The organism is Pseudarthrobacter sp. P1, from assembly GCF_050156935.1.
Taxonomy (GTDB): Bacteria; Actinomycetota; Actinomycetes; order Actinomycetales; family Micrococcaceae; genus Specibacter.
Genome location: NZ_CP189584.1, coordinates 3284557 through 3309520 on the forward strand (window position 1 = coordinate 3284557; position 24964 = coordinate 3309520).

At 68.3% G+C, this 24964-nt stretch carries 27 protein-coding genes and 3 tRNA genes; 22 read left to right on the forward strand and 8 right to left on the reverse strand.

From position 1 onward, the window contains the following. The first annotated feature begins 28 nt into the window (after positions 1 to 28). The 4 genes from ACQCSX_RS15510 to ACQCSX_RS15525 all read left to right on the forward strand — a co-directional run bounded on the left by ACQCSX_RS15510 (position 29) and on the right by ACQCSX_RS15525 (position 4926). Positions 29 to 1390 carry a dihydroorotase gene (locus tag ACQCSX_RS15510; RefSeq protein WP_427016169.1) on the forward strand — a complete coding sequence of 454 codons (1362 nt, stop codon included), beginning with the start codon at positions 29 to 31 and terminating at the stop codon, positions 1388 to 1390. 33 nt (positions 1391 to 1423) lie between these two features. Next, positions 1424 to 2191: an IclR family transcriptional regulator gene (locus ACQCSX_RS15515; RefSeq protein WP_427016170.1), complete on the forward strand. Its 768-nt coding sequence runs from the start codon at positions 1424 to 1426 to the stop codon at positions 2189 to 2191. Positions 2192 to 2277: 86 nt separating this feature from the next. Next, positions 2278 to 3534: a M20 family metallo-hydrolase gene (locus tag ACQCSX_RS15520; RefSeq protein ID WP_427016171.1), complete on the forward strand. Its 1257-nt coding sequence runs from the start codon at positions 2278 to 2280 to the stop codon at positions 3532 to 3534. Between the two features lie 45 nt (positions 3535 to 3579). Next, positions 3580 to 4926 carry an MFS transporter gene (locus ACQCSX_RS15525; RefSeq protein WP_427016172.1) on the forward strand — a complete coding sequence of 449 codons (1347 nt, stop codon included), beginning with the start codon at positions 3580 to 3582 and terminating at the stop codon, positions 4924 to 4926. 120 nt (positions 4927 to 5046) lie between these two features. Here ACQCSX_RS15525 and hutG read toward each other — a convergent pair whose 3' ends face one another. Beyond that, positions 5047 to 6027, reverse strand: a complete 981-nt coding sequence (gene hutG, locus ACQCSX_RS15530) for a formimidoylglutamase (protein ID WP_427016173.1) — start codon at positions 6025 to 6027, stop codon at positions 5047 to 5049. Between the two features lie 77 nt (positions 6028 to 6104). Then, positions 6105 to 7556: an NCS2 family permease gene (locus tag ACQCSX_RS15535; RefSeq protein ID WP_427016174.1), complete on the reverse strand. Its 1452-nt coding sequence runs from the start codon at positions 7554 to 7556 to the stop codon at positions 6105 to 6107. A 202-nt stretch (positions 7557 to 7758) separates the two neighbouring features. Between ACQCSX_RS15535 and ACQCSX_RS15540 the strand changes: the two genes are divergently transcribed. Then, positions 7759 to 8442 (forward strand): copper resistance CopC family protein, encoded by a 684-nt coding sequence (locus tag ACQCSX_RS15540; RefSeq protein WP_427016175.1) that lies wholly within the window; start codon positions 7759 to 7761, stop codon positions 8440 to 8442. An 85-nt stretch (positions 8443 to 8527) separates the two neighbouring features. Here the strand turns inward: ACQCSX_RS15540 and ACQCSX_RS15545 are convergent, their stop codons facing one another. Then, positions 8528 to 9049 (reverse strand): FAD-binding protein, encoded by a 522-nt coding sequence (locus ACQCSX_RS15545; RefSeq protein WP_427016176.1) that lies wholly within the window; start codon positions 9047 to 9049, stop codon positions 8528 to 8530. Positions 9050 to 9525: 476 nt separating this feature from the next. Here ACQCSX_RS15545 and ACQCSX_RS15550 point away from each other — a divergent pair, with 476 nt between their 5' ends. Then, positions 9526 to 10548 (forward strand): universal stress protein, encoded by a 1023-nt coding sequence (locus ACQCSX_RS15550; RefSeq protein WP_427016177.1) that lies wholly within the window; start codon positions 9526 to 9528, stop codon positions 10546 to 10548. A gap of 99 nt (positions 10549 to 10647) precedes the next feature. Here ACQCSX_RS15550 and ACQCSX_RS15555 read toward each other — a convergent pair whose 3' ends face one another. Both ACQCSX_RS15555 and ACQCSX_RS15560 read right to left on the reverse strand, forming a co-directional pair. Beyond that, positions 10648 to 12201 carry a C40 family peptidase gene (locus tag ACQCSX_RS15555; protein ID WP_427016178.1) on the reverse strand — a complete coding sequence of 518 codons (1554 nt, stop codon included), beginning with the start codon at positions 12199 to 12201 and terminating at the stop codon, positions 10648 to 10650. A gap of 179 nt (positions 12202 to 12380) precedes the next feature. Beyond that, positions 12381 to 12824 (reverse strand): metallopeptidase family protein, encoded by a 444-nt coding sequence (locus tag ACQCSX_RS15560; RefSeq protein WP_427016179.1) that lies wholly within the window; start codon positions 12822 to 12824, stop codon positions 12381 to 12383. A 144-nt stretch (positions 12825 to 12968) separates the two neighbouring features. On the opposite strand from ACQCSX_RS15560, the gene ACQCSX_RS15565 reads away from it, so the two are divergent. From ACQCSX_RS15565 to ACQCSX_RS15635, 15 genes are all read left to right on the forward strand, one after another. Then, a tRNA-Glu gene (locus tag ACQCSX_RS15565) sits at positions 12969 to 13041 on the forward strand. A gap of 119 nt (positions 13042 to 13160) precedes the next feature. After that, a tRNA-Asp gene (locus ACQCSX_RS15570) sits at positions 13161 to 13234 on the forward strand. 48 nt (positions 13235 to 13282) lie between these two features. Next, positions 13283 to 13358, forward strand: a tRNA-Phe gene (locus tag ACQCSX_RS15575). Positions 13359 to 13558: 200 nt separating this feature from the next. After that, positions 13559 to 13945: a hypothetical protein gene (locus tag ACQCSX_RS15580; RefSeq protein WP_427016180.1), complete on the forward strand. Its 387-nt coding sequence runs from the start codon at positions 13559 to 13561 to the stop codon at positions 13943 to 13945. Between the two features lie 81 nt (positions 13946 to 14026). Further along, entirely contained in the window at positions 14027 to 14542 is a 516-nt protein-coding gene (locus tag ACQCSX_RS15585) for an Asp23/Gls24 family envelope stress response protein (RefSeq protein WP_427016181.1), read from the forward strand. Beyond that, complete coding sequence (locus tag ACQCSX_RS15590) at positions 14539 to 14730, forward strand: hypothetical protein (protein ID WP_427016182.1); 192 nt, start codon at positions 14539 to 14541, stop codon at positions 14728 to 14730. The genes ACQCSX_RS15585 and ACQCSX_RS15590 overlap by 4 nt, the downstream gene beginning before the upstream one ends. Continuing rightward, positions 14727 to 15107 carry a hypothetical protein gene (locus tag ACQCSX_RS15595; RefSeq protein ID WP_427016183.1) on the forward strand — a complete coding sequence of 127 codons (381 nt, stop codon included), beginning with the start codon at positions 14727 to 14729 and terminating at the stop codon, positions 15105 to 15107. Before ACQCSX_RS15590 ends, ACQCSX_RS15595 begins: the two co-directional genes overlap by 4 nt. Beyond that, on the forward strand, positions 15104 to 15679 hold the full coding sequence (locus tag ACQCSX_RS15600) for a hypothetical protein (protein WP_427016184.1): 576 nt from the start codon (positions 15104 to 15106) through the stop codon (positions 15677 to 15679). The genes ACQCSX_RS15595 and ACQCSX_RS15600 overlap by 4 nt, the downstream gene beginning before the upstream one ends. Beyond that, positions 15676 to 16296 carry a hypothetical protein gene (locus ACQCSX_RS15605; protein WP_427016185.1) on the forward strand — a complete coding sequence of 207 codons (621 nt, stop codon included), beginning with the start codon at positions 15676 to 15678 and terminating at the stop codon, positions 16294 to 16296. The genes ACQCSX_RS15600 and ACQCSX_RS15605 overlap by 4 nt, the downstream gene beginning before the upstream one ends. A 72-nt stretch (positions 16297 to 16368) precedes the next feature. After that, a complete protein-coding gene (locus ACQCSX_RS15610; protein ID WP_427016186.1) occupies positions 16369 to 16722 on the forward strand; it encodes a hypothetical protein in 354 nt (117 codons plus the stop codon). A 224-nt stretch (positions 16723 to 16946) separates the two neighbouring features. Next, a complete protein-coding gene (locus tag ACQCSX_RS15615; RefSeq protein WP_427016187.1) occupies positions 16947 to 18218 on the forward strand; it encodes an ABC transporter substrate-binding protein in 1272 nt (423 codons plus the stop codon). Between the two features lie 123 nt (positions 18219 to 18341). After that, entirely contained in the window at positions 18342 to 19373 is a 1032-nt protein-coding gene (locus tag ACQCSX_RS15620) for a carbohydrate ABC transporter permease (protein ID WP_427016188.1), read from the forward strand. Beyond that, positions 19370 to 20263, forward strand: coding sequence for a carbohydrate ABC transporter permease (locus ACQCSX_RS15625; RefSeq protein WP_427016189.1), 894 nt, complete (start codon positions 19370 to 19372; stop codon positions 20261 to 20263). Before ACQCSX_RS15620 ends, ACQCSX_RS15625 begins: the two co-directional genes overlap by 4 nt. Further along, the gene (locus ACQCSX_RS15630; RefSeq protein WP_427016190.1) at positions 20263 to 20514 is read left to right on the forward strand and encodes a hypothetical protein; all 252 of its coding nucleotides are present in this window, start codon (positions 20263 to 20265) and stop codon (positions 20512 to 20514) included. Before ACQCSX_RS15625 ends, ACQCSX_RS15630 begins: the two co-directional genes overlap by 1 nt. Positions 20515 to 20557: 43 nt before the next feature. After that, entirely contained in the window at positions 20558 to 21571 is a 1014-nt protein-coding gene (locus tag ACQCSX_RS15635; protein WP_427016191.1) for a LacI family DNA-binding transcriptional regulator, read from the forward strand. Between the two features lie 137 nt (positions 21572 to 21708). Here ACQCSX_RS15635 and ACQCSX_RS15640 read toward each other — a convergent pair whose 3' ends face one another. The 3 genes from ACQCSX_RS15640 to nadE form a co-directional block, all read right to left on the reverse strand. Continuing rightward, complete coding sequence (locus ACQCSX_RS15640; RefSeq protein ID WP_427016192.1) at positions 21709 to 22551, reverse strand: hypothetical protein; 843 nt, start codon at positions 22549 to 22551, stop codon at positions 21709 to 21711. Positions 22552 to 22555: 4 nt separating this feature from the next. Next, positions 22556 to 23359 (reverse strand): exodeoxyribonuclease III, encoded by an 804-nt coding sequence (locus tag ACQCSX_RS15645; protein ID WP_427016193.1) that lies wholly within the window; start codon positions 23357 to 23359, stop codon positions 22556 to 22558. 80 nt (positions 23360 to 23439) lie between these two features. Continuing rightward, a complete protein-coding gene (nadE, locus tag ACQCSX_RS15650; RefSeq protein WP_427016194.1) occupies positions 23440 to 24270 on the reverse strand; it encodes an ammonia-dependent NAD(+) synthetase in 831 nt (276 codons plus the stop codon). Positions 24271 to 24395: 125 nt separating this feature from the next. On the opposite strand from nadE, the gene pyrE reads away from it, so the two are divergent. Next, the gene (pyrE, locus tag ACQCSX_RS15655; protein WP_427016195.1) at positions 24396 to 24962 is read left to right on the forward strand and encodes an orotate phosphoribosyltransferase; all 567 of its coding nucleotides are present in this window, start codon (positions 24396 to 24398) and stop codon (positions 24960 to 24962) included. Positions 24963 to 24964 lie beyond the last annotated feature (2 nt).

The following is a 24964-nucleotide window of genomic DNA, read 5'->3' on the forward strand; positions in this document are numbered from 1 at the left end:
CGCATGTGGTCTGGATCATCCTGAATGCATGAATGATTCACACATCGATTTGGTCGTCACCGGTCTGGTCCTTCAGGACCGGGACTGGGTCCGCAGGGACGTCCACGTGGCAGGCGGCCGCATCACGGCAATCACCGAGCCAGCCGGGGAAGCCGTTCCCGCCAAGCGCCGGATCGACACCGCCGACGCCTACCTGCTGCCCGGAATGGTCGACGCGCACGTCCACTCGCTGTCCCACCCGGGCGAGGGCATTGCCGCCTCCACCCGTTCGGCCGCCGCCGGCGGTGTCACCACCATCGTCGAGATGCCCTTTGACCTCACGGGTCCGATCAACTCGACGGACCGTTTCGCCGTCAAGCGCGAGCTGGCCGAGAGCGAGGCGTTTGTCGACGTCGCCCTGCTGGGCACGCTGGCCCCCGACGGGGGCTGGCGCTCCGCCGAGGCCCTGGCGCAGGCCGGCGCCGTGGGCTTCAAGGTGTCCCTCTTCGACACCGATGCCAACCGCTTCCCGCGGATCACCGACGCCGAGCTGCGCAATGTCATGGCCGCCACCGCCGGTGCCGGCCGGACGGTGGCCGTGCACGCGGAGAACAACGAGATTGTCCAGGCCATGCTGGCCGCCGAACGCGAACTGAACCCGTTCGATCCGAAGGCCCACGTGCGCAGCCGCCCGCCGGTCAGCGAGACCATGGGGGTGCTGACCGCCCTGGAGATCGCCTACGAGCAGAAGGCCAAGCTGCACCTGTGCCACCTGAGCCTGCCGCGGTCCGTGGATCTGGTCCAGTGGTACAAGTCCCAGGGCCTGGACGTCACGCTGGAGACCTGCCCGCACTACCTGACCTTCACCGAGGACGACCACGATGCGCAGAAGGGGCGGCTGAAGATCAATCCGCCGCTGCGCAAGGGCGCGGACCGCGAGGGCATGTGGGAGCGGATCGCCTCCGGCGCCATCGACGTCGTCTCCTCCGACCACGCGCCGTGGCCGACGGAGTACAAGGACCACGAAGGCATCTTCGCCAACCACTCCGGCGCCCCGGGCGTCCAGACCTCCATGGCCGTCACCCTGTCGGCAGCCCTGGGCCGCGGCACTGACGATTTCAGCGCCGCCGTGCGCAGCCTGACGGAAACGCCGGCCGAACGCTTCGGCCTGGCCGGCACCAAGGGCCGCATCGCCGTCGGCTACGACGCCGATTTTGCAGTCTTCGACCCGGCCTCCGGCTGGGACATCGACGCCGCCGACATGTACTCGAACGCCGGATGGACGCCCTACCAGGGAATGACCACCAGCGGCCGGGTGACCATGACCATCTCGCGCGGTACCGTCGTGTGGAATGGCAGTGAGCTGCTCGGAGAGCTTGGCCGGGGCGTCGTCGTCGGTGCCTCGGTCTGACCCGCGGGGCAGCCGGATAGGGAAGGGGTTCCGATGAGCCTGACGTCGCTGCAGCGGGGTTTGGAAATGCTCTCCCTGATGAATCGGAACGGCCCGATGCGGGTGGACCAGATTGCCGCGGCGCTGGGCATGCCCACCTCAACGGCCTACCGCTACGTGAAGCTGTTCAAGGACTCCAACTTCCTCTTTGAAATCGACGGGGTGTACTCGCCGGGGCTGATGATCTCAAGCCGGGACGAGCAATCGCAGAAGCAGCACCTCGTGGAAATGGCCGGGCCCGTGATGGCCAGGCTGCGGGAAAGCAGCGGCGAGACGGTCATCCTCACCGTCCGGGTCCAGGCCGCGGCCCTCTGCCTGGAGCGGCTGCCGGCCCGGCGGAGCGACACGCTGTCCTTCTACCGGGGGTCGGTGCGCCCGCTCTATGCCGGGGCCAGTGCGACGGCGCTGCTGGCCTACGCGCCGACCGAGGTGATTGCCTCGGTGCGCGGCGGTTCGCTGCGCCGGTTCACGGCCCTGACGCCGACGGCGGAGCGGCTGGGGCAGATCCTGCCGGCCATCCGTTCCCACGGATACGCCGTCAGCGAGGGGGAGGTTGACCCCTTCATGGTGGCGGTGGCGGCCCCGGTGTTCCGGCACGGCCACTGCATTTGTGCGCTCACCGTGGCGGGGCGGCAAAGTTCGTTGTCCGGCCAGCGTCTCGACGACGTTGTGGGCATGGTGCGCGAGGCCGCCGCCGAACTCAGCACCGCACTGGACTCCGATGCCGGCAGCGGCGCCTGGATGACAGAAGAAGGCTGGTAGCCGCGTTTGGCACCCCCCCCGAAGGGGGAAGACGCAGGGGAAGCTGCTTGAGATGATCCGGCAGAACTACAGAATTGGAAAGAATCATGACAGAACCAGATCTCGCCACCTTGAGCCCCGACGCGGAGCGCATGTGGGCAGACATCATGGAGCTCTCGTCCATCGTGGACGATGGCAGCCCCGGCTGGTCCAGGGAAGTGTTTTCCGAGCCCTACAAGGCCTCCCGGGACTGGACGCTGGCGCGCATGCGCGGCGCCGGACTGGAAACATCCATTGACGCTGCGGGCAACATTGTGGGGCGCCTGCCCGGCAAGGACCCGAATGCGCCCGCCATCATCACCGGGTCGCACACCGACACCGTCCACTCCGGCGGCCGCTTCGACGGCATTGTGGGCGTGATGGGTGCCATCGAGGCGGCCCGGACGCTGCAGGAATCGGGCACCAAGCTCACCAGCGACCTGATGGTGGTGGACTTCCTCGGCGAGGAGGCCAACGATTTCGGCGTCAGCTGCGTCGGGTCCCGCGCCATCGCCGGCGTGCTGGACCCCGTCCACCTGGAACGGACCAACCGCGACGGCGTGTCCATGGGAAACACGATGGCCGCCTTTGGCCTGGACCCCCATGCCGCGGTCTCGATGGCGTGGAAGCCGAGCTCGGTGAAGTCCTACATTGAACTCCATGTGGAGCAGGGCCCCATGCTGGAGAACGCCGGCACCGAAATCGGCGTCGTGACCTCCATTGCCGGGATTGAACGCCTGATGGCGGTCTTCACCGGGCGGGCGGACCACGCCGGCACCACCCCGATGGACCAGCGGGCCGATGCCTTGATAGCGGCGGCCGAGGCCATCCTGACCGTGGAGCGCGTCGGCTGCGGGGCACCCGTGCACGGCGTCACCACCACCGGCAAGATCGCCACCGGCCAGGGCGCGTTCAACGTGGTCCCCGATTCGTCCACCATTTGGGCGGAAATCCGCAGCATCGACCCGAGCTGGCTCAGCGGGGCACGGCGCCGGATTGCGGACCAGATCGCCGTCGACGCCGCCAAGCGGGGCGTCGAGGTGGCCATTGACCTGCTCAACGACCAGGACCCGGTTCCGGCAGCGCAGTCCATGCAGGACACGGTGGCCGCGGCGGCCGGTTCGCTGGGGCTCAGCTGGGCCGCGGTGCCCAGCGGTGCCGGCCACGACGCCGCCCATATGGCCCATCTGGGCCCGATGGGCATGATCTTCGTCCCCTCCCGCGGCGGCCGCAGCCACTGCCCCGAGGAGTGGACCGACATCAACCACCTGCGCTCCGGCGTCCAGGTGCTCGCAGCAACCTTGATGCGCCTGGACCAGGCGTAACCTATTCATCGTCCCGGTTCCGGGCAATCCCACGAAAGCACCCTCATGACAACAGTTCCGCCGTCGACGATGGCCCCCAACGAGAAGTCCCTGGACCAGCAGCGCCGCGGCGCGCTCCGCGGCGGCGTCTTCGGCTATTACGTTGACCAGTTCGACATCTTCCTGCCGATCATCACCCTTGCCCCCGCAATGAGCTACTTCAACGGCGCCGGGACGTCGCCGGAGACCGCGGCATTGTTCAGCTCGCTCATCTTCATTTCCACCCTGGTGGCGCGTCCGCTCGGGGCCGCCGTCTTCGGCAATTTTGCCGACAAGACCGGCCGCCGGTTGACCACGCTCATTGCCATCGGTGGATTTGGCGTGGCAACGCTGCTGATGGCGCTGCTGCCGGGCTATGCGACGATGGGCCACTTCGGCCTGTTTGCCCTGATCGCGCTGCGCTTCATCGGCGGGTTCTTCCTCGGCGGCGAGTACTCCATCGCCATCCCGCTGGCAATGGAGTGGTCGCCCAAGGAGCGCCGCGGACCGCTGAGCGGCATGATCACCTCCATGGCCTCGGTGGCCAACGTCACGCTGGCCCTGATCACCTTTGTTCTGCTCTCGATCATGCCTGCCGCGGGGCCCGAATCGGCCTATGCCGTCTGGGGCTGGCGGATCCCGTTCGTCGCCGGCGCCGTCCTGGCGTTCTGCCTGTTCCTGTACTACCGCAACAACGTCCACGACACCCCGGACTTTGAAACGGCGGAAAAGTCGGAGAGCCCCTTCAAGGCACTGTTCGCCGGCGTCCACCGCCGCAGCCTGGTCCAGATCTTCATCCTGATGACGGGCATGTGGATCCTCAGCAACCTCAGCAATGCGGTCCTGACCGGCCGCCTCAAGGCGGATGCGCACATTCCGGACCAGACGGTCAGCCTGATCATGTCCATTGCGCCGCTCGTGACCGCCGGCTGCTTCATTGCCGCCGGCTTCATTTCGCAGAAGGTGGGGCGCCGGACCTTTTACCGCTGGTACGCCGTCCTGATCATCGTGGTTGCGCCTGTCATGTATGTACTGGCAATGACCGTCGGCGTGACCAACATCCCGCTGGCAGCGGTGCTGGCGGTGCTGGTCCAGGTCAGCAGCCTGTGCGTGTTTGCCCCCGTCGGCGCCTACCTGAGCGAGCGGTTCCCCTCCAGCATCCGCGCCAGCGGCTACGGCGTCGGCTACAGCCTGGCCGTCATTCTGCCCGCCTTCTATGAGTTCTACATCAAGGCGCTGGGCAACATCATGCCCGACCGGTTCGCTGTGGCGTCGCTGATCTGCCTGGCCGGTGTGCTGGTGTGGATCGGGGCAACCATGGGCCCGGAAACGAAGGACGTCAACCTGGCCGACGACGCCAGCTTCACCGTCTAAGGTCGTTGCACCGCAGTGGCCCGCCGCTGCTGGTGGGTCCACGCGGGCCGTGTGGACATTTGCCGGGGGCATAGACCCCGCGGATGTCCATGCGGCCCGCGTTTCCCTTTCTTGCGGGGGCTAGGCCAGCAGGGTGTTGAGCAGGCGGGCGGCGACCTTGGCCGTGCGGTTGTCGATGTCGAACTCGGGGTTCAGCTCGGCCACATCCAGATGCAGCAGTCTGCCGCTCTCGGCCACCTGGCGGCAGACGGCGGCGATCACCGGCAGCGGCACGCCGTAGGCTGCCGGGGCGCTGACGCCCGGGGCCGCTGCGGCGGGGAGCACGTCCAGGTCGATCGTCAGGTAGAGCACGTCCACGGTTTCCAGGAACGAGCCGACAAACTCGGCCGTGCGCTCCGCGGAGCAATCCTCGTCCAGCAGGTACTTCACGTCCAGCCGGTGCGCGGTGTCGAAGAGCACGCGGGTATTGTTGGGCTCGCTGATGCCGACGACGGCGTAGTTGAGCGCGCGCCCGGTGGCGGCCTCGGCGTGGGCCATCTGCAGGAACGGTGTGCCGGAGCTTGGCACGGCGGCCTCGCGCAGGTCGAAGTGCGCGTCGAGGTTGAGCACGCCCAGCCGCTTGCCGGACTGCACGGCGGCGGAGCCCGCGACGCCAAGGTAGCTGGCAAAGGCCGTCTCATGGCCACCGCCCAGCACGCAGGTCAGGGCCCCGGCGTCGAGCAGGGCGGTGATGGTACGGCCGGCCCGTTCCTGGCCGTCCTCCAATGCATCCCCGTCCACCACGATGTCGCCGGCATCGGCCACCGGGCGGGCGGAGTGGTACGCCAGCGAACCCAGGGCGGAGCGGATCGCGGCGGGTGCGGCGGCGGCTCCCACCCGGCCCTTGTTGCGCGCCACACCGGCGTCGGAGCAGAAGCCCAGCAACGCCGTCGGACGCCCCGAGAACGCAGAAGCGGAACCGGAAGCGGGGCCAGCGCCGGTCCCCCCGGACGTCCCGGCGTTCACGGCCTGGAACCAGCGGCGGTGCTCGGCGCCGTCGCCGTCGTTCCGGCCGGTCCAGGGCAGCGGGGGAGCGTCTACGTCAACTGCGGGAAAGTCCATGCCTTAAGCCAACAGCAGGCGCCCGGCCGTTGCCAGCCGGACGCCTGCTTGGCGGTCTGGAATGCCAGACGTTGGTGCTACTTGATCCCGAAGACCTGCTCGATCGGACCGATGCCGAAGAAGACCAGGAACGCGGCGGCCACGGCCCACATCAGCGGGTGGATTTCCCTGGCGCGGCCCTGGAAGAGGCGGATCAGCACAAAGGTGATGAAGCCGGCACCCAGGCCGTTGGCGATGGAGTAGGTGAACGGCATCAGCGTGAACGTCAGGAAGGCCGGGATCGCGATGCCCCAATCGGACCAGTCGATCCTGCCCACCTGGGAGACCATCAGAAAACCGACCACCACTAGGGCGGGGGCCACGGCCTCGAACGGCACCAGCGAGATCAGCGGGGTGAAGAACATTGCCACGATCAGCAGCAGGCCGGTGACCACCGAGGCCAGGCCGGTGCGGGCGCCCTCGCCGATGCCGGCGCCGGATTCCACGAAGATCTGGTTGGAGGACACTGACGCGCCACCACCGGCGATGGCGCCAAAGGCATCCACCAGCAGCACCCGGTCCACGTTGGGGATGTTGCCGTCCTTGTCGATGGTGCCGGCCTCGCTGGCCAGGCCCACCATGGTGCCCATGGCGTCGAAGAAGATGCTCAGCAGGATGGAAAACGCCAGCAGGACGGCGGCCAGCATGCCCAGGTGGGCGAAGGAGCCGAACAGGTTGACCTGGCCGATGAGGCTCAGGTCCGGCAGCGAGAGCTCCTTGAAGGTCGGCACCACCAGGGACCAGCCCTCGGGATTGGCGGTCTTGCCGTCAAAGCTGGGGCCAATGTGGAAGACGGCCTCCAGCACGTTGGCCAGCACCGTGGCGGCGATGATGCCGATCAGGATGGCACCCTTGACCTTGCGGATCACCAGGGCGAGGGTCAGCACCAGTCCGACGACGAACACCAGCGTGGGCCAGCCCAGCAGCTTGCCGTCGACGCCCAGCCCCACGGGGACGGTGGTGCCGGCGACGTCGGGGATGCGCCGCACGAAGCCGGCGTTGACCAGTCCGATGAGGGCAATGAAGAGGCCGATGCCCACCACGATGGCGGTCTTGAGCCCGGCGGGGACGGCCTTGAAGACGGCTGTCCGGAAGCCGGTGAGCACCAGGATGAACATGGTGATGCCCGAGAGGACCACCAGGCCCATCATGTCCGGCCAGGTCAGGCCGGGGTGGCTGGCCACGGTGACGGCGACAAACGCGTTCACGCCCAGGCCGGTGGCCAGGGCGAACGGGTGCTTGGCCCAGGCGCCCATCAGGATGGTCAGGACGCCGGCCACGAAGGCTGTCATGGCGGCCACCCGGTTGGGGCCCAGGATATCCCCGGACGAGTCGGCGCCCGAGAGGATCAGCGGGTTCAGCACCACGATGTAGCTCATGGCAAAGAAGGTGGCGAAGCCGCCGCGGATTTCCCGGGAGTAGTTGGACCCACGCTCGGTGATTTTGAAATATCTGTCGATGGCAGACAAGTTGGACAGGGTAGTAGCCACGAAACGCCCTCCAGCACTTGGCGAAAAAGATGTGTTTGTCCACGATTCTATCGGTTGCCTATGGTAACGAGACGGCGTTCGACGGCGCAGGATCCCCCGAGTGGGAAAGGTCACGGCGGGCTGTGGCGTACCGTGGAATGGTGGCCGCCGCGGCGGCCACCCGATATTTGACCGGTCCAACTGATCCATAGATGGGTGTGCCATGATCCCCGCCGCCAGCGTCCCCTCCACCAGCCCCGCCGGGTCCGGCACCGCCGCGCCCGGCGCAGCAGGCCGCGGCCCCCGGCGCCAGCGCACGGTGGTGCGGACGTTGTTTGCCGCCGTGCTGGCCCTGGGCCTGTCGTTTGGCGCGGCCACCGCGGCCTCCGCCCACGACGCGTTGGAATCCTCCTCGCCGGCGGACGGTTCGTCGGTGCCGGTCGTGCCGGACCAGATCACCCTGACCATGAGCGATACGCCGGGCGCGCTGGGTTCGGAGATTAAGGTTCTCGACGAGGCCGGCACCAACTGGGCCCAGGGCGCGGTGAAGGTGGTGGACAACCTGGCCATCGAGCAGCTGCGCTCCGGCGCCCCGGCCGGCAAGTACACGGTCCAATGGCGCCTGGTGTCCTCGGACAGCCACCCGATCGAGGGCACGTTTTCCTTCACGGCCGACGCTGGCTCCTCCGCCGGCGCGGGAGCCGCAGCCGGATCGACGGCCGGCGCCAACCCGGGTGCGGCCGCAGGCACCGCTGCCCCGTTGGTGAAGAGCACCGAGGCGACAGCACCGCAGGCGGCCAGCAGCGACGGCATCCCGTGGAGCGTCATCGCCATGATCGTGGTGCTGGTGGGCCTGGTGGCCGGGCTGGCCTTCTTCGCCAAGCGCCGCCTGGGCTCCGAGGACTGACACACCGCCGCCGCGAGGGGGCAGTTGTGGTGGGTCTGCCGCCTCCACACTGCCCACAAGTGCCGGTTCGCGGGGCGAGCGGACGCTACGCGATGGCGGGGGGTGTGGCCTGGGCGGAGATGGCTTTGCTGACCAGCTTGGCCTGCTTGAGGATTTCGCGCGTCGTGGGGACCACGGCGTCGCCCACGCCCACCAGGTACATGCCCAAGGCACGCAGCACGGCCAGGATGTCCCGGCCGACCTTGATGCCCAGCGAGCGCAGCAGGGCGCGCAGCTGGGTCTGGGCGCATCGGGTCAGCACAATGTTCTGGGCCAGCAGCACGCCGTTGGCCGTGTGGACCACCCACTGCTGTGGCGCGCCGTCGCGCCGGCTCACCTGGACGGCCCGGGTGCTGGGGCGCACATCCAGCTGGTGCGTGTCGGCGTAGCGGCGCAGCAGGCGCATGATCTCCGCCCGCTCGCCCAGCGCCCGGGGATCACCGTGGGAGGACTGGCGCAGCGCCGCGGAGGGGCCGAGGAAGTCCAATCCATCCACCACGATGGCGTTGATGCCTTGGCGGCTGAGTTCGCTGGCCACGGCCAGGCCGGAGAACCCGGAACCAATCACAACGGTTGTGCAGGACTCCGCAGCGAGCGGTAAACCGAGACCTGTGGTTTTACGCTCTGGGCACGGCGCGGTCATCTCTTTGATGCCTCCATGGACGGTGAGGAAAACTAACGGTGGCCGGCGCAGCCCTCCCCCAGAAGGGCTGGACGCCGGATGGCAGGGGCGTACGGAACGGTCCGGCGAAGCGCAGTGACTGCACCTAACGGATCCGCACTTTCCCGAACACTACAGAACTTTTTGGGCTGTGGATAGAGCCGCTCCGGGCGCGCCGCGCACGGGGTTTGCGGACACGCCGGCGCAGCCGGATTTGGCCGCCCGGTCCAGTGCAGGAGGACCCGCTGGAATTGTGTCCACGGCACGCCGCAACATCCTTGACGGGCCGCAGCGAACCGGCAATAGTCACCAGTAGGGGGCGCCATGGCAGCCCCCGGAGCCGCTGTCGCACCGCTGCGGCGTCCAGACCTAGGAGGCGCACCATGAGCGATCCAACCGCCCATTCGCCGGCAGAAACACCCCCGTCCATTCCGCCGCCCACAGGCATAGTGGTGGGCATTGATGGTTCGGACCAGAGCACCTGCGCCCTCGTCTGGGCCGCCCGGGAGGCGGAGCGGCGCAACAAACCCCTGCACCTGGTGACCGCGTACAGCGTGCCCATCTTTGCCGCGTCAGGTCTGGACGGCGGCTACGCCACTGTGGACGACGACGTGATCCGCGACGGCGCGGAGGCCGTACTGCACGAGGCGGCCACGAAGGTCTCCGGCTACAACGTCGACCTTGATGCCCGCGTGGAGAACGGCGACGCCGCCGGGGTCCTGCTGGAGATGAGCGAGACGGCCGAGCTGCTGGTCTTCGGCTCCCGCGGCCGCGGCGGATTCGTCGGCCGGCTGTTGGGATCGGTCAGCAGCGCCCTGCCGGCCCACTCGAAATGCCCCACCGTCACCATCCCCATCAGCTGCGCCGAGCGCCTGGGCCAACCCGCACCGGCCCGCCGGGAACGCGGGGACAAGCACCCCGACGTCGCCGTGGAGAACGTGGTCACGGTGGGCGTGGATGGGTCCGCCACCGCCCGCATGGCCGTCCTGGTGGCCGCCGAGCAGGCCCAACGCTCCGGCCGGACCCTGCGAGTCATCTGCGCCATCCCGCCCTACACCGGTTCGCTGGCCTGGATCCCGGCCCCGCTGGACCGCGAGGCCCTCTTCAAGGACATCGGCGTCCAGCTCGACGCCGGACAGGCCTGGCTGCGCAGCCACTTCCCCGACCTGCCCGTGGATGTGCAGCTGCTGGAAGGCCCGCCGGTGGAGGTGCTGATCGAGGCCTCGCGCTCCTCGGAGCTGGTGGTGCTGGGCACCCGCGGCCGCGGCGGCTTTGCCGGCATGCTGCTGGGGTCCACCACCGATGGGGTGCTGCACCACGCCAAGGGCCCCGTCATGGTGGTCAGGGACGCCGAGGATCCCCGCCTGGCGGACAGGGAGTCCTTCGGGCCCATGCTGCAGGCCTAGGGCCAATGCGAACGACGGCGGGGCCGGCACCACAGTGGTGCCGGCCCCGCCGTCGTTGGCCAGCCGGTGAGCCGCTTGGGCCCACGGAGCCGCCGGGGATCAGTAGCGGGCGGCCATGGGGTAGAGGTTCATGCCGCTCATCCAGGCCAGCGGGGTGACAGCGATGCCGTCATGCTCGTTCAGCGCCTGGACCACCTTGCCGTTGCCGATGTAGATCGCAATATGGGAGAAGTTGCCGGTGCCGTCGTCGTTGAAGACCAGCAGGTCGCCGTACCGCAACTGGGACAGCGGAACCAGTTGCGGAGCATTCCAGAACTGGGCCGTGCCCGTGCGCGGAACCCAGGTGCCGGCCGCGGCGAACGCCTGCTGGACCAGGCCCGAACAGTCGAAGCCCACGGGGCCGGTGCCGGCCCAGACGTAGGGTCCGCCCACCTTGGACAGGGCGTAGTTGACCATCACGGACGTGTTCACGCCCGACGCCGGGGGAGGAGTCACGACGGGAGGCTGCGCCACGGGAGGTGCCACCGGAGGAACCACGGGAGGTGCCACCGGCGGGGCAACGGGGGGCGCCACCGGGGGTGCGACGGGCGGATCGGGCTTCGGTGCGGGCGGCACGACGGCGGTGCCGCCACCGTTCCCGGTCCCCGTGCCGGAGCCGCCGGAGTTGGACCCGCCCGAGTTCGAGCCACCGGGGTTCGAGCCGCCGGTGCCGGGGTTCTGCCCGGCAGGAGAACCGCCCTGCGCCGGCGGCGTGGGCTTGGGCGCAGTGGCCGAGGCCGCGATCTGGGCGGCGAGGGCGTCCTCCTGCTTTTTGGCCTCCAGGGCCGAAACGCGGGCGTCCTCCAGTTCGGCGGTGGTGTTGTGCAGGGTGGCCAGCTTGGCCACCACCGTGGCGCGCTGCTTGGTGTTTGAGTCCACCACCGCGCTCTGGGCGTCCGCCGAGGCCTGGGCCTTTGCCTTGGCGTCCTCGGCGGCCCGTGCGGCGTCGTCGGCGGCCTGCTGGGCGGCGGCAGCGGCCTCGCGCAGGGCGGTCGAGGACGAGGCGGCGGCCTCGGCCGAGGCATAGGTTCGGCTGCGGGTCTCGCTAAGGGCCATCAGGGTGGAGGCCTGGTAAAGGGCGTCCTTGGCGTCCGAGCCGCCCATGACGGTCTGGACGCTGGGGTTCATGCCGCCGGACTTGTACAGGTTTCCGGCCAGCTGGCCCACCTGCGCCTTGGCCTTGCCGTAGCTTGCGTCGGCGGCATCGGCCTTGGCAGCGGCGGCAGCGGCCGCCAGCTTGCGGCTCTCGGCCGTCAGGATGGCATTGGAATAGCTGTCGTTGGCACGCATGGAGTCCGCCACGGTCGCCTGCAGGTTCCGGGTCGCATCGTCCAGGATGGCCTCCAGCTTGGCGGCCTCCGCGGCGGTGGCATCCTCGCTGGCTTTGGCCTGGGTGATCTCGTCATCGGAAGGGATCCCGGGGCTGGAGGGCAGCACGGTGAACTCCGGGCCGGTCGGCTGGGCCGCTGTGGCGGGAGCGATGAAGGCCCCGGACAGCAGGGCCGCGCAGGCCAGGGCGGTGGTTCCGCCGGCCACGGCACGGCGCATGAACGCCGTCTTGGCAGGCTGTGGCTGGGGAGCTGTGCCAGATTCGTGGCGCGGCACCATCGTCATGTGTGAGACCTCACTGGAGTTCCGTTTGGGAAAGCACACACCTGCCAACCGGGGACGGGTGCGCCGGACAGGCCGGACCGTTGCAATCCACAACAAATCCGAGGCTACGGCGGCAAATGTCACTTTGGCAACATTCGTCACACCTTTCACATGAATAACATGAATGCCGGTGCCCGGCGTCAGTCCCAACCCAGCTCGTGGAGCCGGTCGTCGCTGATGCCAAAGTGGTGGGCGATCTCGTGCACCACCGTCACGGTGACCTCCTCGACCACCTCCTCGGCGCTGGAACAGATGTCCAGGATGGCGCCGCGGTAGATGGTGATCCGGTCCGGCAGCGAGCCGGCGCCCCACCACGAGTCCCGCTCGGTGAGCGGCGTGCCCTCATAGAGCCCCAGCAGCACCGTGTCAGGATCCTCGCCCGGTCCGGGCAGGTAGCGGTCCTCGACGAACACCACCACGTTGTCCATGGCCTGGCGCAGGTCCGCCGGGATGGCTGCCAGTGCATGGTCCACGGCCGCGTCAAACTCGTCCAGGGACATGGCGAAGGGCGCCGGATCCGCCCCGGGCACATGCCCGGGTACGGGCTCTGGGAATGGCTCGGGAAAGTGCGGATCCTGGCTCATGGGACCAGCGTAGTGCGGGTGCCAAATACGGGCCCCAGGACCGCGCCCGGGACTCGTTTTGTATATTTCCGATTTAGGCCCTATAGTTTTTGGAGTCCACTTCGGGAGGATGCGGGAAGCCGCAGAGACCATGAATGTGACGATGCCCCCATCGTCTAGCGGCCTAGGACACCGCCCTTTCACGGCGGCGGCACGGGTTCGAATCCCGTTGGGGGTACGCACGAGGTAAAACTCAAGCGAAAATCGAGTGGTAAAAACAGTCCGAAAAGACTGGTACGATATAACTCGTGAAAAACACGGAAACGTGAATGGATCGAATTATGAAGTGCAACGTATGGCCCTGTAGCGCAGTTGGTTAGCGCGCCGCCCTGTCACGGCGGAGGTCGCGGGTTCGAGTCCCGTCAGGGTCGCTTTGGTCCTCTGGAGAAATCCGGGTGATCATGGTGACCAGTTCACCAGGCTCTGTAGCTCAGTTGGTAGAGCGTTCGACTGAAAATCGAAAGGTCACCGGATCGACGCCGGTCGGAGCCACCAGCTAAAATCCCCGCATTCGAAAGAATGCGGGGATTTTTCGTTTAACCTTCGCTTAACCGTCATTTCCCCCGCTGGGCAAGGCCCCCCGCCGGGCGTAGCCTGTGGATTGGATGCGGTGATCTCAAGGGGGCGGCGGTGAAGGTTTCCTCGGCACGCTGGGTTGCGGTGCTGGGTGCCAGTGTGATCTTGGCCCTGGGCGGATGCTCCCTGATCCCGGCGTGCCGCCGGGACCGGTCCCGGCGCCGGCCACCTCCGGGCAAACCCCAGCCACAGGCGGATCAACGTCCGACGGCGGCACCGCCTCCACCTCCTCCAGCTGCCTCACCGTGGCGGGAGCCTTGGCGGGGGTGTCCTTCCTGCCCCTCTCGGCCGCCGTCGGCGCCACCGACAGCGCGGACCTGGACAAGGCCAAGGCCGCCATCCGGGAGGCGATGTCCCGGGTCCCGGACGAACTCAAGCCCGATTTTGCCAAGCTCTCCGAGGTGGTGGATGCCATGGGCGGGGATCTGTCGAAGTTCGACACCCCCGCCTTCGAGGAGGCCGTGAAGCCCATTTCGGCCTGGCTGGAGAAGAACTGCGGCGGCTAGCCACGGCACCGCGCCAGTGCGTTGCCCGCTGCCGCGTCCCTGCATAGGGTTACGGTAAGGACAACAGAAAGGGCGTGGGGGATGCAGGCGCAAGAGCAGCCGCAGGTTCAGGTTCACGGGGCAACGGGCCGGACGGTCATTGCCGAGGCGGCGGTGGCCAAGGTTGCCGCGCTGGCGGCCCGCAGCGTTGACGGCGTCTATGCGCTGGGAACCGGGGCCGCGCGCTCCATCGGAGCCATCCGCGACGTCGTCGGCGCCGCCGACGTGGCAGCCGGCGTCCGGGTCGAAGTGGGGGAGACCCAGGTGGCCGTGGACGTCAACATGGTGGCCCGGTACGGAAAACCGCTCCAACAGCTGGCCAATGCCGTCCGCGCCGCCGTCTACGCCGCCGTCGAGGAACTGGTGGGCATGGACGTGATCGAGGTCAACGTCGAAATCAATGACGTCCACGTTCCGTCCGCTGACGCCGACCGGGCCCCGGCCCGGCCCACGCTGGGGGAGCGCATCGGCGTCCTGGCTCAGGGCGCACCGGCCAGGCCCACCGTCCCGGCACCGTCCGCCGACTCCCTGCCCGCGACGAATGGGGAACCATCATGAGTGCAACGCTTGCCGGCATCGCCATCGGTGCCTTTCTGGCCTTCATGGCCTTCAGCTTTGGTTTCTGGGGCTTCCTGATCGCCGCGATCTTCATGGGCGCCGGCGCCCTGGTGGGGCGCGCGGCCAGCGGGAAGATGGAATGGCGCACCGTGCTGGACGCCATCACGGGCCGGCGTTCGTCCTCATGACGGCGGCCCCCGCCAACACCGGGGAGCGCGAGCTGGCCGGACACAACCGGATCAGCACGGCGGCCCTGACCTCCGTGGCCCAGGCCGCCACGGCGCAGGCGCTGGGCGTCTCGGCGGCGGCCGTGCGGGCCAGCTGGGCCGACGACGCCGGGCTGTTGGCCCTCTCCCTCGCCACCCCCATCGGCATGCCCCCGCTCGGTGATGTCGTGCGCGATCCCGGGACCGTGCAGCGCAGCGGCGGCAGCGTGCTGGACCGTGCGCTGTCGGCCAAAGCGGTGATCCTGGCCCTGGTCCAGGACCTGACGGGCTCGCGCCTGTCCCGGGTGGACATCCGCATCACCGGCGTCCGCACGCATCGGGGCGGTCGGGTCCTGTGACGCCGTGGATCGAGCGCATCCTGCGGCGCGAAACGCATTCCTCCCGGGCCCCGCTGGTGGGCATTGCCGCCGTGCTGGTTTCCGTCCTGGCCATCTACGCCCTGCTGGAGGCCGTCCTGCGCGCCGTCGGCCAGCCGCCCTGGCTCGCCGATCCGCTCGACGCCGCCCACAATCTGGCCAACCTCCCGCAGGGCATCTCGCCCATCCTGCTGGGAGCCATCGGCGTGCTGCTGATGCTGGTGGGACTGGTCTTCTTCTTCAATGCCGTACTGCCCGGCCGCCGTGCCCGGCACATCATTGAGGATCCGCGGGCCGCCGTGGTGGTCGACGACGGCGTGGTGGCCGCCGCCCTGGCCCGGCGCGCCCGGATGGCTGCCGGCGTCACCCGCGAACAGGTGATGGTGGTGGTCGCGCGCGACACCGTCCAGGTCAACGTCCGCCCCACTTCCGGCATCCGGCTCGATGAGGATCTGGTGCTGGCCGCGGTGGAGTCCGAGCTCGACGCCATGAAGCTGGTGCCGCGGCCAGACGTGCGCGTGGTGCTGGCCCCGATGGGGGTGGTGGGCGTATGAACGGCACGCCGCGGGCCCTCAACCGGGTCCTGCTGGCCATCCTCGGCCTGGCGTTTCTGGCCGCCGGGGCGCTCGCGCTGGCCCTGGCCGCCATTCCGGCGGTGGCCAGGTGGTGGCAGGACTGGGCCAAACCCGCTACGGACGCCCTGGTCGATCTGGCCTACCGCACCGCGTTGCCGGGCCGGGGAGGCAGTTGGATCTGGATTGCCGTGGCCGTCGCCATGGTGCTGGTGGTGGTGGCCATGGCAACCTGGGTGGCCCAGCAGGGCAAGGGCCGCGCCTCGACGCTGGCCGCCGTGTACGGGGATGCGGACGACGACGGGGCGGCCGGGATGGTGTCGATCAGCGCCGCCGTGGCGGAGCAGGCGCTCAAGGCCGCGCTGGCGGAGCGGAACGATTTGGCCGCCGTATCCGTGGCCACCTATGAGGTGGACGGGAAGCCCGCCGTGAAGGTGCGCATCCTGCCCCGGCAGGGGGTGGCCCCGCATCTGGTGGCCGACGACGTCGCCGCCCTGGTGGACGGGCTCGATGCCGTCCTGGGCCTGCAAACACCGGTTCTGATCAGCATCGGTGCCGGGGCCAGATCGCGGTTCACGAAGGCCGAACGCGTCCGCTAGTCTGGGCGTGCAGCACCCCGTTCGGCACCGCCGGACATGGGACCTATCAAGTTCTAGCGCAGGGAGTGTCACATGAGCGAGATTAACGGCGAGAACCCGATCGACGCCGCCAAGGAAGCCGCCACGGAAGCCGTTCAGGACGCCCAGGGCGCGGCAGCCGACGGAGCCGAGGCGGCCCAGGACGCGGCTCCGGATGCCGTGGAGAACGTCAAGGAATTTCTGGAGGACGCCGGCGAGAACATCAAGGATGTCGCCGCCGATGTTACGGAAAACGTCAAGGAGTTCTTCTCCGGCGATGTGGCCGAACACGCCAAGGACCTGGTGGAAGACGTGAGCGAAAACGTCAAGGATTTTGCCGGGGGTGCAGCCGAGCACGCCAAGGGGATTGGCGCCAAGATCGCCGGTTTCTTCAAGGGCGGGCACTAGGAAAACAGCACCACGGCAGGGGCGGCCCCGGGATTTTCCCGGGGCCGCCCCTCTTTTTGTGCCATGCCACGGGAAGGTCACGATTGAGTGTAAGCGCTTGCATGCGCGCCCGCTGGCACATACAGTGATCCACGTCACTCAACTGCGCCGCTGCCTACGAAGGCGTGCGCCGGCCCGTTTTTTTGGTTGGAGAGAAGAGCATGGGAATAAAGAATTCACGCAAGATGGCCCCCCTGGCTGCGGCCGCTGTGCTGGCATTGGCACTGGCTTCGTGCAGCGGCGGTGGGTCCGGCGGAGGCGGCGGCGGAGGCGGAGGCGGCGGCGATGCCGCTGCGAACCTGGACGGACGTGGCCCCATCACCTATGTGCAGGGCAAGGACAACTCGAATGTGGTCCGGCCGTTGGTCGACAAGTGGAACGCCGCCCACCCGGATGAGAAGGTCACCTTCCAGGAGCAGTCCGACAAAGCCGACCAGCAGCACGATGACCTGGTCCAGCATTTCCAGGCAAAGAGCGTCGACTACGACGTGGTGGACGTTGACGTTGTCTGGACGGCGGAGTTTGCCGCCAAGGGCTGGCTCCAGCCGCTCAAGGACACCATGGCCGTCGACACCTCGAAGATGCTGCCGGCCACGGTGAAGACCGCCACCTACAAGGGCACCCTGTACGCGGCCCCGCAGACCTCCGACGGCGGCATCCTGTACTACCGCAAGGACCTCGTCCCCACACCGCCCAAGACCTGGGACGAGATGATGGGGATGTGCTCCATCGCCAAGTCCAACAACATGGGCTGCTACGCCGGCCAGTTCGCCAAGTATGAGGGCCTGACGGTCAACGTGGCCGAGGCCATCAACACCGCCGGCGGCACCATCGTGGGCGAGGACGGCAAGCCCACCCTGGACACCGCCGCCGCCAAGGCAGGCCTGGGCAACCTGGCCGCGGCCTACAAGGACGGCAACATTCCGGTGGAGGGCATCACGTTCCAGGAGGAGCAAGGCCGCCAGGCATTTGAGGACGGCAAGCTGCTGTTCCTGCGCAACTGGCCCTACGTCTACAACCTCGCCAAGACCGATGGCGCCTCGACGGTGAAGGACACCTTTGGCATCGCGCCGCTGCCGGGCAAGGACGGCCCCGGCGCCTCCTCCCTCGGCGGGCACAACATGGCCGTGAGCGTGTACTCCAAGCACAAGGCCACCGCCAAGGACTTCCTGGCCTTCATGACCAGTGAGGAAACGGAGAAGTTCTACGCCACCCAGGGCTCGCTGGCCCCGGTGCTGGCCTCCCTGTACGACGACCCGGCCCTGGTGGCCCAGCTGCCGTACCTGCCGGTGCTGAAGACCTCCATCGAGAACGCCGTGCCGCGACCCGTCAGCCCGTTCTACCCTGCGGTCACCAAGGCCATTCAGGACAACGCCTATTCCGCCATCAAGGGGGAGAAGAGCGTTGATGCGGCCCTGGCCGACATGGCCAACGCCATCACCTCCGGCTCCCACTAGCCGTGCGCGGTGGGCGGCCCTCCCGGCCGCCCACCGCCGTCGAGCATTCCCGGTGCCACCGCAGGCGCCATCCAGCCCGGCAGCGGGCGCACAGCTGCCATCCATTTGGTGAAAGGAGAGGCCATGTCCATACACGCGCAGCCGACAACGTCGCGCGGGACCCCCGGCCCCAACGCAGGACACGAGAACAAAGAGGTTGACCAGGACCGCAAGGCCAAGACCCAGGGGCGCTGGGCGGCAACGCTCGTCCTGCCCTCGATGATCGTGCTGGGCATTGTCATTGTCTACCCGGTGGCCAACGCCATCATCATGTCCTTTCAACAGGACGAGGGCCTGGACCCGGTGACGGGCAGTTTTGTGGCCGGCGGTTTTGCCGGCTTCGCCAACTTCACGCACTGGCTCCTGCAGCAGTGCCCCGCGCCCGACGGCACCACCGCCTGCTCGCCCGGCAGCCTGGGCGCCCAATTCTGGTCCGCGATGGGCACCACCTTCTTCTTTACGGTGGTGACTGTGGTGCTGGAGACGGTGCTGGGCTTCTGGATGGCCATCATCATGGCCCGGACCTTCCGCGGGCGCAGCGCCCTGCGTGCCGCGGTCCTGGTGCCGTGGGCCATCCCCACCGCGGTGACGGCCAAACTGTGGTTCTTCATCTTCGCCTTTGACGGCATCGCCAACAAGCTCTTCGGCACGGCGATCCTGTGGACCGGGTCCGAGGGGCCGGCACGTGCCGCCATCATCATCGCCGACGTCTGGAAGACCACGCCCTTCATGGCCCTGCTGATCCTGGCGGGCCTGCAGATGATCCCGGCCGAGGTGTACGAGGCGGCCAAGGTGGACGGGGCCTCGGCCTGGCAGCGGTTCACCCAGATCACCCTGCCATTGGTGAAGCCGGCGTTGATGGTGGCCGTCCTGTTCCGTGTGCTGGATGCACTGCGCATGTACGACCTCCCGGCCATCATGACCGGCGGGGCCAACGGCACCACCACGCTGTCCATCCTCGTGGTGGACCAGATCCGGCAGGGCTTCAACTCCGCCGCGGCCCTGTCCACCATCACGTTCCTGGTCATCTTCCTCGTCGCGTTCATCTTTGTCCGCTTCCTGGGGGCCAACGCCGTCCAATCCGCCACCGGCCCGGGAAAGGGGAAAGGCAAATGAGCACCTCAACAGTGAAGGCCACGGAGGCCGCTTACGCCGCACCCCACCTGGCCGCCAAGCGGCGCGAACGCTGGGCCAGTTCGCGCACCTACATCAGCGCCGCGCTGATCTTCATCTGGTGCCTGCTGCCCTTCTACTGGATGATCGTCACCGCCTTCCGCGACGTGGGCTACACCTTCGACCCCACGCCGTTCTTCACCCACGTCACCTGGGACAACTTCACCACGGTGTTTTCCGAGGGCCTGGGCAACCACTTTGCCCGGAACCTGCTCAACTCGCTCTTCGTGGCCGGTGTGACCACCGTCGTCGCACTGCTCTTCGGCGTGTTTGCCGCCTACGCGCTGGCCCGGCTGGAGTTCCGCTTCAAGTTCCTGGTGCTGGGCTTCGTCCTCGGGGCCTCGATGTTCCCGGGCGTGGCCCTGGTGACCCCGCTGTTCCAGCTCTTCACCAACATCGGCTGGTATGGCACCTACCAGGCGCTGATCATCCCGAACATCTCCTTCGTGCTGCCGTTGACCGTGTACACGCTGACCTCGTTCTTCCGGGAGATGCCCTGGGAACTGGAGGAATCGGCGCGCATCGATGGCTGCACGCAGGGCCAGGCGTTCCGGAAGGTCATCATGCCGCTGGCCGCGCCGGCGGTCTTCACCACCGCCATCCTGGCCTTCATCGCGGCCTGGAACGAGTTCCTGATCGCCAGTCAGCTCTCCAACGATGCCACCAAGACCGTGACAGTGGCGATCGCCTACTTTGCCGGTGCGCAGCCACACCAGGAGCCGTACACCGCCGTGATGGCGGCGGGCACGGTGGTGACCATTCCGCTGGTGATCCTGGTGCTGGTGTTCCAGCGCAAGATCGTCGCCGGACTGACGGCCGGGGCGGTGAAGTAATGGCCGATTCCGATCCGCTCGGCCCGGGTGCCAGCACCGCCAAGCACCGCAGCGCCGAGGACTTCGACATAATTATCGGCTTCCTCGGATTTTGGGGAATAGTCGTATTGGCCGTCACCGTCTGGATGGAGGTCACCGGAGCGCCGGCGTTCGGCTGGTCGATGGGGCTGCTGGCCATCGTGCTTGCCTTCTGGGGCATGCTGCGCCTACGCAGCAGGCTGCCCCGGCGGATCGCCCGGCGCCGCAACTAGGCGCAGGGGCCCCATCCGCCCGGACCACGCGAGAGGAGACTTCATGGCTGTCAGCATCGACGACGTCGCCGCCCGGGCGCAGGTTTCCACTGCCACTGTGTCCCGCGCCATCCGCGGGCTGCCGCGCGTCAGCCCGGCCACCCGGGCCCGGATCCTCGCCGCGGCGGAGGAGCTTGGCTACGTGGCCTCGCCGTCGGCCAGCGGGCTGGCCACCGGGCGCACCAAGACCGTGGGCGTGCTGGCACCCTATGCCGACCGCTGGTACTTCGGCCACTCCATCGAGGGGGTGGACAAGGCGCTGCGCGAGAACTCCTTCAACCTGCTGCTGTTCAGCCTAGGCGGATATGCCGGCGGCCGGGAGCGCTTCTTCACCCGGAACATGGTGCGCAAGCAGATCGACGCACTGGTGGTGCTGTGCCTGGGCCTGACCGAGGATGAGCTGGACCAGCTGCACCGCACGGAGATCCCGCTGGTCGCCGTCGGCGGTCCGGTGGAGGGCTGCGCGTCGGTGCGGATCGACGACGGCGCCGCGGCGGCCGCGGCCACCGGGCACCTGATCGGGCTGGGCCACACCCGGATCGGCCACCTGCGCGGGGCGGTCGAGGACAAGCTCAATTTTGCCGTCCCCGCCCTGCGCACCGCGGCCTTCACCGAGGCGATGGACCGGGCCGGGCTGCACTGCCCGCCGCAATGGAACGTGGCGGGGAACTTCACCGTCGCGGAGGGTGCGGAGGCCGCCCGCCGGCTCTTTGACGCGCCCGGACCGCGCCCCACCGCCGTCTTCTGCGCCTCGGACGAAATGGCGCTGGGGCTGATGTTCGAGGCGCACCGCCGCGGCATTAGGATTCCGGAGGACCTGTCGGTGGTGGGCATCGACGACCACGATTTTTCCGGGGCGGCCGGCCTGACCACCATCCGGCAGAACCCCACCGAGCACGGCTACCTGGCGGCGAAGATGCTGATGGAGGAATTGTCCGGGACTGCCGGGGCCATCGAGGATCTGCTCCAGCCGTTTGAGCTGGTGCTGCGCACCTCCACTGCCCCGCCCGCCTCGTAGGACGGCCCCGCCTCGTAGGGCGGCCCCGCCTCGTAGGGCGGGCCCGCCTCGTAGGGCGGGCCGCCCTCGTAGGGCGGGCCCGCTGGGCGGGCCGGCCGGTTGATCGGGTGCGGCCAACGGCCGCCATGCCGGCCCCGCTAGCTGGCGCGGGCCAGCTGGCGGATCGGAATCCAGCGCGAGGCCAGCCGGCGGTAGGCCGCCGCCGCGCCGGTGATGTCGCCGTCGGCCAGGCATTCCAGCCCCATTCGGACGTCGGCGGGGGACTCGTCGGGGTAGACTCGGTTGGCCACGGGACCGTAGTCAAGCTCCACCCAGGCATCGCGGGTGTAGGTGCCCAGCCAATCATTGAGCTGGTCCAGTTCCTCGTACAGGTCAAGGTCCGGGGCGTGCTCCTCCAGCATGGCGAGCACGTTCGAGGCCCGGTGCGTGGCCAATGGCAGCGGCACCTGGATGCGCACGGTGAGCACCTGCCCGCTGGACTCCACCACCTCGGTGCGGTCCTTTTCGGACACCAGCACAAACCAGCTGAACGGGATGCCCCAGGTGGAGATCCTGGTCTGGAGGGGTCCGCGCAGCCCCTCGGAGCTCTCGGCGCGGTGCAAGGCCGGGGCCCACACGCCGTCGGGCACCAGCATCTGGGCCAGCTGGGAGGTGGGCCCGTGCGCGAACTCGGTGGCGGCCTGCCAGGACCGGGCCACCACCTGGTTGGGCGAATACAGGGTCGGCATGTCCTCGCCCAACTCCAGCGTCCGGACGCGTTCGACGGCGTGGGTGGGCAGGGGATTGGCGTTCTCGCGGCTGATCCGCCCCAGCGAGTCCGCCAGTTCCTGGGCGTCGATGCTGACCCGGTCCTGCCCCACCACCAGGTGCTCCTCGATGTAGCGCTGCTGCGTGGCGGTGTAGGCCACCAGCGGCAGGTAGACGCGCAGGGTCGACACGTAGGGGAGCGAGGCCCCGCCAAGATACAGCCCGTTGCGCATCCCGCTACCCCAGTTCCACAATCACGGGCGCGTGGTCCGAGGCGCCCTTGCCCTTGCGTTCCTCACGGTCGATCTGGGCGTCGCTGACCCGGGCGGCCAGTGCCGGGGAGGCCAGCACGAAGTCGATCCGCATGCCCTCCTTCTTCGGGAAGCGCAGCTGCGTGTAGTCCCAGTAGGTGTAGACCCCCGGGCCCGGGTGCCGGGGGCGGACGACGTCGGCAAAGCCGGCATCCTCGAACGCGGCAAAGGCGGCGCGCTCCGGGGCGCTGACGTGGGTCAGTCCCTCGGAGATGAAGTAGTCGATGTCCCAGACGTCATCGTCCTGCGGGGCAATGTTCCAGTCGCCCATCAGGGCAATCTGGGACTGGGGGTTTTCCGCCAGCCAGCCGGTGGCCTGGTCCTTCAGGACGTCCAGCCACTGGAGCTTGTACGGCATGTGGGGATCGTCCAGGGCGCGGCCATTGGGCACGTAGAGGCTCCAGACGCGCACGCCGTTGCAGGTGGCGGCAATGGCGCGGGCCTCCTGCTCCGGCGTCTTGCCCGGCTTCGCGAACTCGGGCTGGCCGGAGAAGGTGCGCTCGACGTCGTCGAGCCCCACCCGGGAGGCGATGGCCACCCCGTTCCACTGGCTGAAGCCGAAGTGCGCCACCTCGTAGCCGTTGTTTTCAAACAGCTCCCAGGGGAAGTTCTCGTCCTTGCATTTGGTCTCCTGGATGGCCAGCACATCCACATCGGTGCGGCGCAGCCAGTCCTCCACGCGGTCGGCGCGGGCGCGGAGGGAATTCACGTTCCAGGTAGCAATCTTCACAGTGCCAACGTTACCAACCACCCCCGCCCAACCAGGTGACAGCTATCGCACAAAAATCGGGCCGCAACGTGACATAGCTGTCACTCAGTTGGGCGCCACCAGGAATCGAGCAGGGTGACGGGGACGGTGCGCTTGTGCCGGGTGGCCAGATACCGGCGCTCGATGGCCTCCGCGGCCGCCGGGGGCACGTCCTTGCCCTCCAGGTAGTCATCGATGGTGTCGTAGGAGATGCCGAGCTCGTCCTCATCCGTGCGGCCTGGCTTGCCGTCCAGCAGGTCGGCGGTGGGCACCTTGTTCCAGATGCGCTCGGCGGCGCCTAGTTCGCGCAGCAGCGCGCGGTTCTGCCGCTTGTTCAAGGTGAACAGCGGCAGGATGTCCGCCCCGCCGTCGCCGAACTTGGTGAAGAACCCGGTGATGGACTCCGCGGCGTGGTCGGTGCCGATGACCAGCAGGTTTTCATGCCCGGCCAGGGCGTACTGGGCAATCATCCGCGAGCGGGCCTTGATGTTGCCCTTGTTGAAGTCACTGACATTGTCCGTGCTGGTCCTGGCGAATTCGGCTTCAAAGCCGTCCACGGCCGCGGCGATGTTGAACGTGGTGGAGGTCTTGGGGGCGATGAAGTCCAGCGCCGCCTGGGCATCGTCCTCATCGTGCTGCTCGCCGTAGGGCAGGCGCACCGCAATGAAGTTGGCCCCGACGCCCTCCGCGGCCAGTTCCTCGACGGCCAGCTGGGCCAGCCGGCCGGCGAGCGAGGAGTCCAGCCCGCCGCTGATGCCGAGCACAAACCCGTTGGTGTGCGTGGCTTTGAGGTAGTCCTTCAGGAAGGCCACGCGGCGGGTGATTTCCGCGGCCGGGTCGATCTCGGCCCGGACGCCGAGTTCTGCAATGATCTGTCCCTGGAGTTCTCGCATGCAGCTAAGCCTAGTGGCCGAGGGGCCCCGGGCGAGCGCAGCGAGGCTGGGGAGGGCACAAGGCGCCAGAGCCGGGGGCCCCGGGCGGGCGTGGCCCCGCCTTGGTGCCAATTAGAATGGATGCCATGACCCAGACTCTTGCTGCCGATCGTGCCCGCCTGCTTGACCTCATCAAGGAATTGGCCGTTGTCCGCGGCAAAGTGATCCTCTCCTCCGGCAAGGAGGCCGACTACTACATCGACCTGCGCCGCATCACGCTGCACCACGAGGCCTCGCGCCTGGCCGGCCGTGTCATGCTGGCCATGCTGGACGACGCCGGCATCGAGTTTGAGACCGCCGGCGGCCTGACCATGGGCGCCGACCCGGTGGGGACCGCCCTGATGCACGCCGCCGGCGACGCCGGACGCACGATCGACGCGTTCGTGGTGCGCAAGGCGCAGAAGTCCTACGGCATGGGCCGCCAGGTCGAGGGCCCCGGCGTGGCGGGCCGCGACGTCGTCGTCCTCGAGGACACCTCCACCACCGGTGGCAGCGCGTTGACCGCCGTCGAGGGCGTCCGCAACGCCGGCGGCATCGTCAAGGCCGTGGCCGTGATTGTGGACCGCAACACCGGCGCCAAGGAGCGCATCGAGGCCGAGGCCGGCGTGCCGTACCTCTTCGCCTTCGGCAAGGACGAGCTCGGCCTGGACTAAGC